This window comes from Labilibaculum manganireducens, from assembly GCF_002843385.1.
Classification (GTDB): Bacteria; Bacteroidota; Bacteroidia; order Bacteroidales; family Marinifilaceae; genus Labilibaculum; species Labilibaculum manganireducens.
The window spans coordinates 25,816-42,177 of sequence record NZ_MVDE01000031.1 but is presented as its reverse complement, the minus strand read 5'-3'; the positions used below and the strand labels follow the sequence as shown (position 1 = coordinate 42,177).

The 16,362-nt window shown below is 36.0% G+C and carries 12 protein-coding genes and 1 tRNA gene; 8 read left to right on the top strand and 5 right to left on the bottom strand.

What is annotated here, in order from left to right; translation table 11 throughout:
* Positions 1-30: 30 nt before the first annotated feature.
* On the top strand, positions 31-1,035 hold the full coding sequence (locus BZG01_RS16605) for an NAD-dependent epimerase/dehydratase family protein (protein WP_101310968.1): 1,005 nt from the start codon (positions 31-33) through the stop codon (positions 1,033-1,035).
* A gap of 14 nt (positions 1,036-1,049) precedes the next feature.
* Here the strand turns inward: BZG01_RS16605 and BZG01_RS16600 are convergent, their stop codons facing one another.
* The 4 genes from BZG01_RS16600 to gldA all read right to left on the bottom strand — a co-directional run bounded on the left by BZG01_RS16600 (position 1,050) and on the right by gldA (position 5,622).
* Positions 1,050-1,361, bottom strand: a complete 312-nt coding sequence (locus BZG01_RS16600) for a helix-turn-helix domain-containing protein (RefSeq protein WP_101310967.1) — start codon at positions 1,359-1,361, stop codon at positions 1,050-1,052.
* Between the two features lie 423 nt (positions 1,362-1,784).
* Entirely contained in the window at positions 1,785-3,041 is a 1,257-nt protein-coding gene (gene metK, locus BZG01_RS16590; RefSeq protein ID WP_101310965.1) for a methionine adenosyltransferase, read from the bottom strand.
* 1,259 nt (positions 3,042-4,300) lie between these two features.
* On the bottom strand, positions 4,301-4,678 hold the full coding sequence (locus BZG01_RS16580; protein ID WP_101310963.1) for a GxxExxY protein: 378 nt from the start codon (positions 4,676-4,678) through the stop codon (positions 4,301-4,303).
* A gap of 44 nt (positions 4,679-4,722) precedes the next feature.
* A complete protein-coding gene (gene gldA / locus BZG01_RS16575) occupies positions 4,723-5,622 on the bottom strand; it encodes a gliding motility-associated ABC transporter ATP-binding subunit GldA (RefSeq protein ID WP_101310962.1) in 900 nt (299 codons plus the stop codon).
* Between the two features lie 207 nt (positions 5,623-5,829).
* Between gldA and ispG the strand changes: the two genes are divergently transcribed.
* Both ispG and BZG01_RS16565 read left to right on the top strand, forming a co-directional pair.
* Positions 5,830-7,782, top strand: a complete 1,953-nt coding sequence (gene ispG / locus BZG01_RS16570) for a (E)-4-hydroxy-3-methylbut-2-enyl-diphosphate synthase (RefSeq protein ID WP_101310961.1) — start codon at positions 5,830-5,832, stop codon at positions 7,780-7,782.
* Between the two features lie 175 nt (positions 7,783-7,957).
* On the top strand, positions 7,958-8,638 hold the full coding sequence (locus BZG01_RS16565) for a hypothetical protein (protein ID WP_101310960.1): 681 nt from the start codon (positions 7,958-7,960) through the stop codon (positions 8,636-8,638).
* A 12-nt stretch (positions 8,639-8,650) separates the two neighbouring features.
* On the opposite strand, the gene BZG01_RS16560 is transcribed toward BZG01_RS16565, so the two are convergent.
* Complete coding sequence (locus BZG01_RS16560; RefSeq protein ID WP_101310959.1) at positions 8,651-9,274, bottom strand: HAD family hydrolase; 624 nt, start codon at positions 9,272-9,274, stop codon at positions 8,651-8,653.
* Positions 9,275-9,373: 99 nt separating this feature from the next.
* Between BZG01_RS16560 and BZG01_RS16555 the strand changes: the two genes are divergently transcribed.
* From BZG01_RS16555 to BZG01_RS16530, 5 genes are all read left to right on the top strand, one after another.
* Positions 9,374-9,447, top strand: a tRNA-Ile gene (locus BZG01_RS16555).
* Between the two features lie 312 nt (positions 9,448-9,759).
* Complete coding sequence (locus BZG01_RS16545) at positions 9,760-10,347, top strand: TetR/AcrR family transcriptional regulator (protein ID WP_101310957.1); 588 nt, start codon at positions 9,760-9,762, stop codon at positions 10,345-10,347.
* Between the two features lie 144 nt (positions 10,348-10,491).
* Positions 10,492-11,529 carry an efflux RND transporter periplasmic adaptor subunit gene (locus BZG01_RS16540; protein ID WP_101310956.1) on the top strand — a complete coding sequence of 346 codons (1,038 nt, stop codon included), beginning with the start codon at positions 10,492-10,494 and terminating at the stop codon, positions 11,527-11,529.
* 98 nt (positions 11,530-11,627) lie between these two features.
* Positions 11,628-14,720: an efflux RND transporter permease subunit gene (locus BZG01_RS16535; protein WP_101310955.1), complete on the top strand. Its 3,093-nt coding sequence runs from the start codon at positions 11,628-11,630 to the stop codon at positions 14,718-14,720.
* 23 nt (positions 14,721-14,743) lie between these two features.
* Positions 14,744-16,006, top strand: coding sequence for a TolC family protein (locus BZG01_RS16530; protein ID WP_180327363.1), 1,263 nt, complete (start codon positions 14,744-14,746; stop codon positions 16,004-16,006).
* The last annotated feature ends 356 nt before the right edge of the window (positions 16,007-16,362 follow it).

Genomic DNA, 16,362 nt, shown 5'->3' with positions numbered 1-16,362 from the left:
ATATTCACTCTTTAACACATTCACTAATCCATGATTTTAGTTACCGGTGGAACGGGTCTTGTTGGCTCACATTTACTATTTGATTTACTTTCGAAAGGCAATAAAGTTCGTGCTCTGAAAAGAAAAAACAGCAATATAGAGTTCGTACTTACTACTTTTACTTACTACTCAAGCAATGCCAACGAACTTTTTAAATCCATTGAATGGATAGAAGGAGATATGCTGGATCCCTTTTCGTTAGAGGATGCTCTTGATGGAATTGAAGATGTGTACCATTGTGCGGCTTTGGTCTCTTTTAGTAAGGAAGACGGCAAAAACATGCAGGATATTAATGTGGAGGGAACCCGCAATTTGGTAAATGCCTGCCTGGATGCAAATATTCGGAAATTTTGCATGGTAAGTTCTATTGCTGCCTTGGGTTCGCCCGAAGAGGGAGAAGATACTGTAACTGAGAAAACGCCATGGAGTCCGGAAGAAAAAAGGTCGGGCTACTCAAACAGTAAATTTAAATCGGAACTGGAGGTTTGGAGAGGAGTAGAAGAAGGCTTAAATGCGGTGATTGTGAACCCTTCAATTATTTTGGGTCCCGGACAATGGGACAAGGGAAGTTCGCTTCTTTTTAAGACTGTTGCCAAAGGTTTAAAATACTATACTCAAGGAATTACGGGCTATGTTGATGTTCGTGATGTAAGCCATTCGATGATTGAATTGATGAAAAGTGATATTGTGAATGAACGCTTTATTTTGAACAGCGAGAACTGCACTTTCGAATTCGTTTTTAAAACCATTGCCAAAGGTTTAGGCATTGCCGGACCTACAAAATATGCGAACCCAAAAATGACCGAAATTGCCTGGCGATTAGCCTTATTGAAAAAGATATTCTTTTTTAAGCCTTCCGGATTTACAAAAGAAAATGCACGATCGGCACACAATATCAAATACTACTCGAATCAGAAAATAAAAGAAGCTTTGAATTTTGAGTTCGTTCCAATTGAAAAGAGTATAAAGGATACATTGAAGCATTATCCCAGATAAAAAAAACCAGCAAATTATCCTTTACCTAACATCTTAATTACCTCTTTTAAAGTTTTGTTTTCCTGTTTTAGTTGGTCTATTTGAGCATCAGCAGGCTTATTAATGTTTATTTCATCAGCCAGAACTTTGAAGAAATTTAATTGTAAAACTTCACAAATATCCCACAGCCGATCGATTTGCATGCTAGATCGTTTTAGGATATGATACATGGAATTCATGCTGATTTGTAATTTTTGTGCAAAATCGGCCGTACTTAATCCTTGTCGATTCATTTCGGATAGTATCAATTCATTAATTGCTATTGGATTTTTAACTTTTGATTTCATACTTTTTGATTTCTTATTGTAATAATTATTCAACTTCGAACAATGATATCGATAAGTATAAAGCTAATAATTATTGTTTTTCCCCTACTATAAATGCATTTTTATTTTACTTTTTTGTAATTTATTTTGCTTTTTTATGATTTCCCTCTGCAAATATTGGCATTCCTCATTATTTTTTATGCATTTATTTTGCCTTTGTTGTAATATTTATTGCATTATTATTCATTTAATACACATAACCCTCATGATAATTGGTTTTTATTGGGTTAGGGATTGAAGTGGAAAGCCCGCAAGGAGGAACGACTGAGGACTTGGAATGGAAAGCCCGCCCCGTAGGGGAACCCCCGAATGAATATTTACAGAAAAAAGAAAAGCCACTCCAGATAGATGGAATGGCTTTGTATATATTGTATTTGTTGTTGTTTACAAATTGAACGCTTCTTTTACTTTCTCGATGTAGTCTAATTTTTCCCATGTGAATAATTCCACTTCAAGCTCAACGCCATCAAAGTAAGGAGATTCAAATTTTTTCACTACCATACGAGGGGTACGCCCCATGTGACCATAGGCCGCTGTTTCTTCGTAAATAGGGTTGCGTAATTTCAATCGTTGCTCAATAGCAGCCGGACGTAAATCAAAAAGCTCGGTAACTTTATCGGCAATTTGACCATCGGTAAGGCTAAGATTCGATTTGCCGTAGGTGTTTACATAAATTCCTACTGGCTCGGCAACACCAATTGCGTATGAAAGCTGAACCAGCAACTCATCTGCTACTCCTGCAGCCACTAAATTTTTGGCAATATGACGGGCTGCATAGGCTGCTGAACGGTCAACTTTCGAAGGATCTTTTCCTGAGAATGCACCACCTCCGTGAGCGCCTTTTCCTCCATAAGTGTCAACAATTATCTTACGGCCAGTTAAACCGGTATCACCATGAGGACCACCAATTACGAATTTTCCTGTTGGATTTACGTGCAAAATAAAATTCTCATCGAACATAGCTTGTATGCGCTTTGGCAATTGCTTAATTACACGAGGGATCAAGATGTTGCGAACGTCTTTCTTAATTTTAGCCAGCATCAACTCATCGTTCGGGCCAAAATCGTCGTGCTGAGTAGATACTACAATTGTGTGTACTCTTTCGATGGTATCATCATCGGCATACTGAATGGTAACCTGCGATTTTGAATCGGGACGAAGGTAGGTCATTTCTCTTCCTTCGCGACGAATAGCTGCTAATTCTATCAGCAAACGATGCGAAAGCTCAAGAGCCAAAGGCATGTAATCGTCGGTTTCCTTACAAGCGTAACCGAACATCATTCCCTGGTCGCCGGCTCCCTGTGTCATAGGATCTTCGCGATCTACGCCACGGTTAATATCAGCTGATTGTTCGTGAATTGCAGACAATACACCACATGAAGTACCGTCGAACTGGTATGCGCTTTTGGTATAACCAATGCGGTTAATTACCTCACGGGCAACTTCCTGAGCATCGATATAGGTTTTGGTTTTTACTTCACCGGCAAGAACCACCTGTCCGGTAGTAACCAAGGTTTCACAAGCAACTTTCGAATTAGGGTCGAAAGCTAAAAACTTATCTAATAAAGCATCTGAAATCTGATCAGCAACTTTATCCGGATGTCCTTCAGAAACTGATTCTGATGTGAATAAATATCCCATAATATTTTAATAATAATTAGTTGTGATGTCGATATCATGAATTCCTTCAATAGTAACGACAGGCAATGTTGTTTAAGATCATTATCTAAATAATGACATGATACAGGAAAGTAATGGTTGGTTGTCTACATGCAGAAAAGCATATAGTTCACCATTTAGCATTTTTTTCTGTGGTTGCAAGCAGCCAAATCTTTCCACTTATTTCGGGGCAAAGAAAAGTATTATTTCGGAAAGAAACAAAACTAAAGAGCCACTTTTACAACATTTTAACAAAAGCTTCAGCTGAAAAACAGGGACTTCTGAGTCAATAAAGAGCTACAAGTCTTAATTATAGTGATAGTTACACTTTTGGTTTATATCTAAAAGGTTTTACCATAAATTTCTGGGATTTAAGAGGGTTTTCAAACTAAGATTTTTCTATACGTTGAGACTCCCTACTATTTACAGCTTACATTTTTTACCACAGAGAGGAAGTGTAAGAATTAAACTAATTCTTTTTTTCTCTGTGAAACTCTGTGTGCTCTGTGGTCAGTTTTTTTACGGAAAGGTGGCTAAGTACAAACTAACTTTTTACCACAGAGAACACAAAGACACACAGAGGAAGAACAAGACTTAAAAAAAAGTATGAGAATTAAACTAATTCTTTTTTTCTCTGTGAAACTCTGTGTGCTCTGTGGTAGTTTTTTTTACGGAAAAGTGGCTAAGTACAAACTAACTTTTTACCACAGAGAGAGGAAGAACAAGACTTAAAAAAAAGTATGAGAATTAAACTAATTCTTTTTTTCTCCGTGAAACTCTATGTTCTCTGTGGTCAGTTTTTTTACGGAAAGGTGGCTAAGTACAAACTAACTTTTTACCACAGAGAGCACTGAGGGCAATACTGCCAAAAATTCAAATATCTTCTAAAACGAATCGGTATAAAAGACAAGAAAGATTTTTTTCTCTCTGAGATATTCCGCGTTCTCGGGAGCAGAATCGCTTTACATGGTGTGAAATCTAAATTAAAAACCAACTTTTTACCACAGAGAACACAAAGACACACAGAGGAAGAGCAAAACTTTGAAAAATAAAAAAAGTCTAATTCTTAAACTGATTCTTTTTTTCTCTGTGATACTCCGTGAACTCTGTGGTAGAATCGTTTTGCATGCTGTGAAATCCTATTCTCAATTTATTTTTTTACCACTGAGAGCACTGAGGGACACAGAGGGCAAAAACAGCTAAAATTAAAATAGCTACTAATAGAAACCGGGATAGAAAGATTAATACCCATTTATAACTCTCTTAATTCCATACTTTAACTTTTCAACGTTGAAATTAATCATCAGTCCAACTCTTTTATCGGCAAGTTTTAAATAAGTTAGTGTTTGTGCTAAATGAATATCTTTAAATGAGTCAATTGATTTTAACTCAACAATAACCTGATCCTCCACAAATAAATCAAGTCGATACCCACAATCCAGTTTTACACCATCATAACTTATAGGAAGTGGCATTTCTTTTTCTACTTTTAAACCTGCTTTTTGCAATTCATAAAACAAACACTCATGATATGCTGATTCTAATAATCCCGGACCAAGGCTAGTGTGTACTTTCATTGCAGCCTTAATTATCTTTTCGGTAATTTCGTTTTCCTTCATATTGTTTTTTCTGTAAAATTAAAGCTACATCAAAACAAATAAAATCACAAAGTGAGTTCATGAAAAATATCCTCTAAATTCTCCGATCGGGTTTTCATCTCTAAAATCACCAGATTTTTAGATACAGCAAATTGAAATACATCTTTACGGATATCTCTTAGGGAAACAAAACAATAACGATTTTCGCCAAGGACTTCAATTTCATTCACTCCGCTAATTTCCTGCAATAAGTCTAAAGATACTTCAGAAGCAAATTCAACTTCGACCACATGAGATGATTTTGAGGACGCAAGAAAATCTATATTCCGATTGGCCACCAACTTTCCTTTATTTACAATTAAAACCCGCTGGCAACAAGCCTCTACTTCCTGCATGATATGCGTCGAAAGCATCACAGTTTTTTCGCTTCCGATATCAATAATTAATTTTCTAATTTCCAGTAACTGATTTGGATCCAATCCGGTAGTCGGCTCATCCAATATCAGCACCTTCGGATCATGAATTAAGGCCTGAGCAATTCCAACTCTTTGGCGGTATCCTTTCGAAAGAGAAGCAATTTTTTTATTCTGTTCGGCGCCTAAGCCAGTTAAATCAATCATTTCGGCAATTCGCTTTGCCTTACTTTTACCTAATTTATAAATAGATGCCACATGACCGAGATATTCTTTCACATACATTTCCAAATACAATGGATTGTGTTCGGGCAAATAACCAATTTGTCTTCTAATTTCAAGAGAATTCATGCTAACATCCAGTCCGTTTACCTCTACCAGGCCTGAAGTTTGGGGAATATAACCAGTAATAATTTTCATCATTGTTGATTTTCCCGCGCCATTTGGGCCTAAGAATCCAACAATTTCACCTTGATTAATTTCAAAGCTCAAATTGTCCAAAGCCTTTTGTTTCCCGTATATTTTGCTTACTTCCTGAGCTTTTACCGACATAAAGTTAATTTTTTAGTGTCTAGAGTTAAAAGTACTTAAAGTAAGAAAGCTTATCTTCAAAATCATCTAAGTACTGCATTACAAAATAAATGTAAATTGTGGTGAATTTAATAATTCTCTCGCTCTTTCACCAGTAATTCATAATTCGTAATTAATAATTCAAAATTGAATTACCTACCTTTGTATTTCAATACTAAAACCTAAAAAATGAGTTTCCCGAAACATCAACTTTTTTGCAAAGATCTGTTTAACTACTCTCGCCGCATATCATCAGAATCCAAAATTGGCAATACTGCGCTGGGTAGTACAAACCCAATCCGAATTCAATCGATGACCAACACCGATACCAATAATATTGAAGCGAGTGTTGAACAATCCATCAGAATGATAGAATCGGGAGCAGAATACATTCGATTAACTGCGCAAGGGACAAAAGAGGCCGAAAGTCTGAAGTTCATCAAAGAAGAATTGGTAAAAAGAGGATACAATACTCCTTTGGTTGCTGATATTCATTTTAATCCTGCTGCCGCATTAATTGCCGCAAAATATGTAGATAAAGTACGTATCAATCCGGGGAATTTTGTTGATAAACGAGCCGATTTTACTAGTATTGACTATGGAGAAACTAAATATCAGGAAGACCTTGAAAAAATAAAAGATAAATTCATTCCCTTACTTCGCATTTGCAAGGAAAACAATACAGCTATTAGAATTGGAACCAACCATGGCTCTTTATCCGATCGGATTATGAGTAGATTCGGAGATACACCACGTGGAATGGTAGAAGCCACTTTAGAATTTCTCAGAATTTGTAAGGAACAGAATTTTCAGAATGTTGCCATCTCGATTAAATCGAGCAATACAGTAATGATGGTGAAAACTGTTCGTTTGCTGATTTGTGAAATGGAAAATGAGAATATGCACTATCCCTTGCATTTGGGTGTAACCGAAGCGGGGGAAGGTGAAGATGGCCGAATAAAATCGGCCGTTGGAACAGGAGCATTATTAAATGATGGAATTGGCGATACCATTCGGATATCACTTACCGAAGATCCGGAAATAGAATCTCCGGTAGGAAAAAAACTAGTCGATTACGTTTCTGAAAAAGTTGGTCATGCGCCAATTTTACCGGTTAAAAATACAGACATCAATCTCTTTGATTTTTATAAAAGATCCACATCGTTAATTGGGAATATTGGAAGTCAAAAAGTTCCTGTTGTGGTTACGGATGCCAGTCACGAAAAATGCATTTCAACTGATCTGCCGGAGAAAGCCGGTTACATTTTAAACGAAGATACATTTGAATGGGAAAAAGGCAAGTTAGCCAGCGATTATTTGTTTGTAAATGGTTTCGATGCCATTTTTGCCGACTATCCAAAAGAATTAGGAATAATTGTAGATCAGGAATGCTGGGAAATGGCCAATAATTATGCTGAAAACACCTATCCTCTGTTTCAGGTAAATCAATTTACAAATGCTAACCTTTCCTTCTTTCACACAGATATCTATTTTGTTGAATGCACCTATTCTGATTTATCAGACGGGTTTATTCAGGAAATAATCAAGAATCCAAAAGTCGTTTTGGTCTGCTCATCAGTGCATCAAAATGCATTTGCGGAACAAAGAGCTTTTGCTTTCCGATTGGTTCAATCTAAATGCAAAGCACCTGTAATTTTCAAAAGATCATTCAAAGAATCAAATTTGGAAAATATTCATTTAAAGGCTTCTGCTGATTTAGGGAGCTTATATTTTGATGGATTCGGGAATGGAATCTGGCTTGATAATAAAGGTGAGCTCTCCCATGAAGATGTCAACTCAACAGCATTTGGGATTTTGCAGGCCGCAAGGGTAAGAACAAGTAAGACGGAATTTGTCTCGTGTCCTGGTTGCGGAAGAACCCTATTCCAGCTTCATGATGTTGTTGCAGAAGTCAAAAAACAATTTTCTCACTTAACCCATCTGAAAATAGCTGTAATGGGATGTATTGTAAATGGACCCGGCGAAATGGGTGATGTAGATTATGGTTATGTAGGAGCCGGACCGGGAAAAGTATCATTGTACAAAAACCGCGAATTGATTAAGAAAAATATACCAAGGGAAAATGCCATTCATGAACTTACAGAGATCATTAAAGGTCATGGAGATTGGATTCATAAATAATCCATTTTAAACTTTTTTTTATCACTCTTTGTTTTAGTATCTTGCATATAGACCAATATGATTTTACATAGTGAAGAACAAAGTCACACTACTCATTTTTCTTTTCTTATTTAATTTTGCTAAGGCAGAAAAACTCGAACTAAACGGGATTTTCCTTGGCAAAAATATCTATGTAATGAACCCATTTTCGGATTCGGGAGTGGGATTTTGTGTGTATGAGGTAACTGTTAATGGAATGAACTCTGCTGATGAAATTAACAGCAGTGCTTTTGAGGTCGATTTATCTAAATTCAATTTCCCCATTGGAGAGAAAATAAACATTACTCTCCACTATAAAGATGGATGCTTGCCAAAAATCATTAACCCAGAGTGCATTAAGCCGATTAGTTCATTCAACCTGCAAAGCGCCGTTGTTGATAAAAAAGGATTCTTGATTTGGACGACCAAAGATGAACTGGGCTCATTGCCATTTATCGTTCAACAATACCGTTGGAACAAATGGATTACCATAGGAGAAGTTGAAGGCATTGGACTCCCTCAATTAAATAAATATCAGTTGGATGTACGCCCGCACTCAGGCAAAAATACATTCCGAATTTATCAGTTAGATTATACCGAAACACCTAATTATTCTTCCGAAATAAAGCATCAATCTGCTTTACCAAGCATTACATTTGGTCCCGAAAAAGTAAAAGATGAGCTACTATTCACCAGTGAAACCCTTTACGAGATTTACGACAACTACGGAAATATCGTTTTTAAGGGCTTTGGCAACAAAATTAAATTGGAAGGCCTTCAAAATGGATTGTATTACATCAATTACGACAATACAATGGGAAGTTTCCGTAAGAAATAAGCCTGCCTAATTTTAAAACAAATCAAGAATCGTTTCCCCTTTTTCCAGATCAAGAAAGTGAGCCTGCATGCCTACCGATTTTGCGGCTTCGTAGTTCGCATACATATCGTCAATAAATAAAGTTTCCGAAGCAAGTAAACCTTCATTTTTAAGAAGAGCAGTATAAATCTCAGGATCGGGTTTTCTCAGCCCCATATTGTGCGAATAATAATCTTTTTCGAAAAAGTCGGAAAGGCAAACACCATGAACTTTTTGAATCATTCCCATATAGGCTTCCCAGTGAATTATATTTGTATTACTCAAAAGGAATATCCGATGGTTCTGTTTAAGCTTTTCCAATAGCTCCAACCGCTCATAAGGCAGATCTAAGAGCATAGAGTTCCATGCCGCATCAATTTGCTCATCACTAACTTCGCCATTAATATGCTCCCTTATTTCGAGCCTAAACTGATCGGCACTTATTGTTCCTTTTTCCAAGCGATCAAACAAACCATTGGTTTGATATTCTTTTTTCACCAAATCGGTATCAACCAAGCCAATCTTTTTAAAACTCTTAACTGCCTGATCCGTATCAATATTGAGGAGTACTCCTCCAAAATCGAAAATTATATTTGGGATGGAATTGTATTTTTGCATAAAAAAATTGTTTCAAATATTGAATAATTCAATACAAATATGTAACATTGCACTCGCAAAACAAAGGTAATAATATACTTTTACTGTCTTGTTTTCATCGGGCCTATAGCTCAGCTGGTTAGAGCACCTGACTCATAATCAGGGGGTCCATGGTTCAAGCCCATGTGGGCCCACCCCCAACAAAAAACACCTAATCGTTTGATTAGGTGTTTTTTTTATGCTTTTTGTTTAAAACTAAGCGGCGTAATTCGGATGAAGCAGAAATTAGTAAAAAACAAAATATCCGAATCGTAGAAATTTTGAACAAAACATACAGCACGTACGTTTCAGGTAACTCATCTTCACACAAACAATTTAAAACATTACAAAAATAGATAGTATCTGCCACTAAATCGACCAGAATACTCATTTGGTCGAAAAATAGTTGTTTTGTTTTGGTAGAATAGAAAAAATAAGTAGGTTTAACTTTTGAAAAAAAATCGAACATGATACTAGATAAAGATGAAATAGCCAAGAATGAAATTATCAGCGAAGCCCAAAAGCTTTTTCAGCAGTATGGCCTCAAAAAAACCACTATGGATGAAATAGCATCCGCTTGCGGAAAGGCTAAAAGCACTTTGTATTATTACTTTAAAAGCAAAGAAGATGTGTTTGATGCTGTTATTAATTTGGAATTAATTACCCTCAGACAAATTGTTAAAAACAAGGTAAGTCTGCAAAAAAGTATGTTAGATAAAATAAGTACATACATTGTAGAATTTCATAAAGAAGTAATTCGAAGAGCTAATCTTTACAGGATTATCAAACAAAACTATTTTGCAGAAATCGCTGCAAAAAAGTATTTTTCAAAAATGATCGAATTTGAGAAATCATATATTATTCGGATTATAGAGGATGGATATGATTTGGGAGAATATAACATGGTGGAACGGAGCGATATTGAATGGGTTGCCGAAATGACACTGGTTTCTTTTTATGGATTGGTAGAATACTCCATTGAAAAAGATGGTTTTCTTGATGAAGAAAAAATGCTGAAAGCAGTTAAAATATTGGCTCCTAGGATTTTTTGCTAGTTTTAAACTAATTTGAATTAGTTAGTTGCATCTATTGATAAAGATTTAAAAGGAAATCAAAGTCAAAAGGTGGAATATAATTTGTGATGATCAATTTTCGACCAGAATACCAAAGTAGTATCTTAAACTAAAAAAGAAAAAGCAATGAGGAAAATAATTTTAACACTATTTGTTGGATGTGCTGTATTGAGTTGTGGACAGGATAAAAAAGCACAATCTGAACAGGAGAGTTCCCCTGTAGGTACTCGTGTAAAAATTGCAATGGCCGAGGAGATGAGTGAGGAACAGATCCTGAATTATACCGGCGTAACTGAACCAATTTTATCGGTTCCCTTAAGTTTTCAACTGCCGGGAGAAATTACAGAAATTAATTTTGAGGAAGGCGATCATATTCTTAAAGGCCAGGCAATTGCTGTTTTAAATAAAACATCTTACCAAAGTGCTTATTCTGCCGCTTTGGCCATGCAAAAACAAGCAATAGATGCCTACAACCGAATGAAATCTGTTTATGACAATGGTAGTCTGCCCGAAATTAAATGGGAAGAAGTAAAATCGAAATTGGAGCAAGCCAATTCTGCTGCACAAATTGCTAGGCAAAATCTCGATAATTGCACTATTACCGCACCCTTCACAGGAATAATAGGAACACGAAACATTGAAGTTGGCTCCAATGCAATACCTGGAATCACAGCATTCAACCTGATTTCTATGAAAACAATTTATGCCCGCATTTCTGTTCCTGAAAATGAAATTAACCAAATCGAAAAAAATCAAACAGCAAAAGTTACTCTTTCGGCTCTTGGAGACAAAAAGTACGATGGCAAGGTTCTCAAAATTGGGGTAATCGCGAACACCATTTCAAAAACCTACGAAGTTAAAATCAAGCTTGAAAACAATAATTTGGAAATAAAGCCAGGTATGGTTTGCACGATCAATCTGCCACTTCAAAATACAACATCAAATTTGCTCATTCCCATTCAGTCGGCTATGCAAGATGAATTTCAAAAGAACTACGTATATGTTGTCAATAAGGAAACCAGAAAAGTGAATCGAAAATATGTTCAGATAAGCGGTATCATCAACAACAAACTGTGTGTAAGCTCCGGATTAAAATCCGGCGACTGGTACGTAACAGAGGGAGTGCAAAAACTATCAAATAATACAATAGTCAATTTTAAGTAATCAACACTACGAACTATTTCCAAATAATAACACAGACTCAACGTAGTATTACAAGAGCCTTGCGTGTTTTTTATTGTTTTTGATAAAAAAATGACACAATGAATAAAAAAATAAATCTCATTGAATCCGCCATGAAACACCGCCAAATTATTTTGGCTTTTGTTTTGGTAATGATGATTCTTGGAATATTCGGTTTGATAAACATGCCCCGACGGGAGTATCCCGAATTTATTGTCCGCCAGGGAGTAATAATTGCTCTTTATCCTGGAGCTACTTCTTTAGAAGTAGAGGAGCAATTAACCAAAGACGTTGAAAATTACATTTTTGGCTATGAGGAAGTACGAAAAGAGAAAACTCATTCCATCTCTACGGAAGGAATGATGATTATTTACGTTGAGTTAAATCAGAATGTTCACGATTCAGATAAATTTTGGTCGAAATTACGACACGGGTTGTCCGAACTAAAAATGCAATTGCCTGTCGATGTTTTGGCATTAATTGGGAGCAACGATTTTGGCGATACTTCGGCCTTACTGATTACCATGTCATCCGAAAAAAAATCATATCGTCAGCTGGAAGACATCATGGAAAAATTGGAAACAGACATTCGTAAAGTCAGTTCTGTTTCCAAAATTAAGCACTCAGGAACACAAAAAGAAGAGGTTTACGTGTATATTCAGCAAGACAAGCTGAATGAGTATAATATTGATCTATCAACCATATTTGCAACATTCAAAATACAGGAATCGCTCAATTATTCAGGAGAACTTGATAATAATAAATTAATTCTTCCTGTACACCTTCCTCCACACTTTGAATCGGAAGAAGATTTATTGGAGCAGATTATTTATTCCGACCCCGAAGGAAATATTATTCGATTAAAAGATGTTGCCCGGGTTGAGCGAAAATATGAGGATACTAATAACTTTATCCGCAACAATGGGAACAATGCCCTGCTAATTTCTCTGGAAATGCAGAAAGGAAAAAATATTGTTCAGTTTGGTGAAGATATTAAGGAAGTTCTCGCCCGGTTTTCGGAAAAAACTTCGGATGATGTAAAAATAAATGTGATTTCTGACCTTCCCGATGTTGTTGATCACTCCATTTCCCACTTTATGGTGGAATTTTTGATTGCCATTTTAGCGGTATTTGTAGTAACCATGATTTTGCTGCCTTTCCGGGTTGCTCTTGTAGCCGGAATAACCATTCCTATATCCATACTAATTACTTTGGGAATCATGCAAATGGTGGGCATTGAGTTACACATTGTATCGCTTGCCGGCTTAATTGTTGTGTTGGGAATGGTTGTTGACAATGCTATTGTTGTTATCGACAATCATCTGGAAAAACTGGATCAACACGAAACTCCATGGAATGCAGCATGGAAAGCAGCAACAGAACTGGTGATACCAGTATTGTCAGCCACCGCTGCAATTGTTGCATCCTTTTTCCCGCTCATGCTCATGCTAACCGGATTGGCTGGTGATTTTGTTGGTACATTTCCAGTAACCATAGGTATTGCTCTGGGTGTTTCAATGCTTGTTGCTGTCTTTTTAGTTCCTTTTATGTGCTACATTTTTATCAAAAAAGGCCTGCACAAAGAACAAACCGATAACACAACCAATAAAAAAAGTTTCTTAGACCACATGCAAAATTGGTACGATACAATGCTTGAATGGACTTTCAGAAATGGGAAAACCACAATTGCTTTGGGCGCATTATCAGTAATACTAGGCATTTTAATTTTCACGACAGTAGATCAAAGACTTTTTCCTGCAATGGAACGAAGCCAATTTCCGGTTGAAGTCTATCTGCCTGAAGGCGTATCGCTCAATGAAACGGAAATGGTTATAGACAGTCTTGAAAGAATACTCTCAAAAGATGAACGGGTAACCAATGTTGCTGGTTTTGTTGGTGCCGGATCTCCCCGGTTTAATGATTTATATGCACCTCATTTGCCTGCGAAAAACTATGGACAGCTCATGGTCAATACAATTTCTAATGAAGCAACAATAGAAATACTGGATGAATACGCAAAAAAATATGCAAATATATTTCCCGAAGCAGTAATTAGATGGAAACAATTAGCCATGGAAGAATTCGATTCTCCAATCGAGATTCGTATTTCGGGAGACAGTATTGCCGAATTAAAAACAGAGGGAAGTAAAGTTGAACAGATTTTAAAAACAAATGAAAATATAACCTGGGTGCGAAGCGACTGGGGAGAAATGCGCCGCGGGATTAATGTTAAAATTGACCAAAACAAAGCCAACCAGTTAGGGTATGCTAAAACTTTAGTGGCATCTTCGTTGATGATTTCGCTTGATGGAATCCCTTTAACAACCATTTGGGAGGGAGATTATCCAATAAGCGTTGTGTTAACAAAAGAAGAGGAACAATGCAATAGCATTAACGATCTTGAGAATCAATACATCTCATCTCCTTTAACTTTGGAATCGCTACCTCTTAGATCAGTGGCCACACTTGAACCCGAATGGACAGAAGGAAATATTTGCCGAAGAAATGGTCTGCGCACAATTACCATTAAAGCAGATCTTGAACGAAGCGTGATTCCGTCCGGTGTTTTTAAAAAAATAAAACCCCAGATTGATCAATTGGAACTCCCAAAGGGAATTAATATTGAATATGGTGGTGATGATGAAGCTACAAATGAAAACATGGGACCTTTAATCAGTTCCTTATCGATTAGCCTCATATTGATTTTCTTTATTTTGATTGTTCAATTTAAAACCACTCGTCGTGCACTATTAATTATGTCAACCATATTAATGAGTATCTTGGGTGCAGCCTTAGGATTAAAATTAACAGGATATCCATTCGGAATGACATCTTTTATAGGCATAATAGGGCTAGTAGGAATTGTTGTTCGAAATGGAATCATCCTGATTGATTACGCCATGCACTTGGTAATAAATAATAATTTGTCATACAAAGAGGCAGCCATTGCTGCAGGTAAACGTCGGATGAGACCTATATTTCTAACTTCTATGGCTGCTGCTATGGGTGTTGTTCCAATGATTATAAGTAAATCTCCACTATGGGGTCCATTAGGATCTGTTATTTGTTTTGGTATGATTGTAGGAATGGTTCTGACTCTAATGATCTTACCTGTTCTGTATTGGAAGGTATCCGGCAATGGACCAAAGAACAAAAACCAACCAGTAGTTTAATTTATTTATTAAAACAAAAAAAAATGGCTCGCTATATATTATTACTATTTATTTGTGCTTATTCCTTTCAAGGATCAGCACAAAGCTTATCGCTTGATTCATGCCAATCTTTAGCTCATGAAAATAATAAAAGACTTAAAGAAGCTCAGATGAATCTACAGGCTTCAGAATTGGTGAAAAAAAATGCTTTCACCAATTACTTTCCGAAACTTGATGCAGGAATAACCGTTTTTAAATCAGATAAAAAACTTTTGGAATTAGGTCTTGCAGGAACGCAAATGCGTCTATTGGATTATGCTAATTATGGCCATATTTCCGCCATACAGCCAATTTATGCAGGAGGAAAAGTTCGGAACGGTAATAGATTAAGCAGTTTGGGTGTTGAGATTAACAAAGAAAATCTGACGTTAACCGAAGATCAGCTTAAAGTAAAAACGGAAGAGCTTTTTTGGTTGTCAATTTCATTGCAGGAAAAAATGATAACACTTTTACAATACGAAGAACTGGTTAACACTCTTTTAAAAGATGTTGAAGTTTCGTACAATGCAGGTTTAATTCAAAAAAGTGATCTGTTAAAAGTTCAATTGAAACAGAATGAATTATCAACAAACAAATTACAACTTCAAAATTCTATAGATATGGTCGCAATGACCTTATGTCAACATTTAGGGATAAAATATTCAGAGAAAATTCGTTTTGAAGATGAATTACTTACAACTGATCTACCAATACAATACTTCGAAATCCACAATGAAAGTGTTGTTAATCGTTCAGAGTTCAAAATTCTAAGCAAACTTAAAAGAGTAGAAGAGCTAAAGTATAAAATGATAAAAGGAGATATACTACCTCAATTTGCCATAGGTGCAAGCGGTATGTATCTGGATGTTTTAGACAATGATAATACCAGTTTATTAGCATTTGCCACTTTAAGTATTCCAATATCAGATTGGTGGGGAGGAGGTCATCGATTAAAGGAAAGCAAAGTACACATTAGAATAGCTCAAAACAAAATCGATGAAACTTCAGAATTACTTGAACTTGAGATGGAGAAAGAATACAGAGATTTAAATGAGGAATATCAGCGAATTACGGTATCCCAAAAGTCTGTTATTCAGGCAGAAGAGCACCATAAAGTTATTAAAGACAATTATTCAGCCGGCTTGGTAAATACATCAGATTTACTGGAAGCTCAGGCCATGCTTCAGGAAGCAAAGGATGGAGAAACAGATGCTTTGTGTACTTACAAAATACGATTGGCTAACTATCTAAAATCCATTGGAAAATAACAAGATGACAATCTTGCTGCATAAATGAAACACATCTTCACTCTACGGCATCTCATTGAGCTGAATATGTGTTTCACTTTCTGATATTAAATAGAAATCACCAATAAATAAATGAAATCGGTAATTCAATACATTTTTGGCAAACCAAAATTTTGGTCGCAACTACAAATAATTTTTCTTTCCATAATTTGGTGGAATCTATTTTTTCAATTATTTATTACGTTGCAATATCTAACAATGTTAGGAAATGATATTGAAGAAGGAACCCCAAAATTATTGTTTTTAATCAACGATAACATAACAATTACGATACTAATAATTTCAATTTTTGCCATAATCAGCAGCGTTTTTGAAAT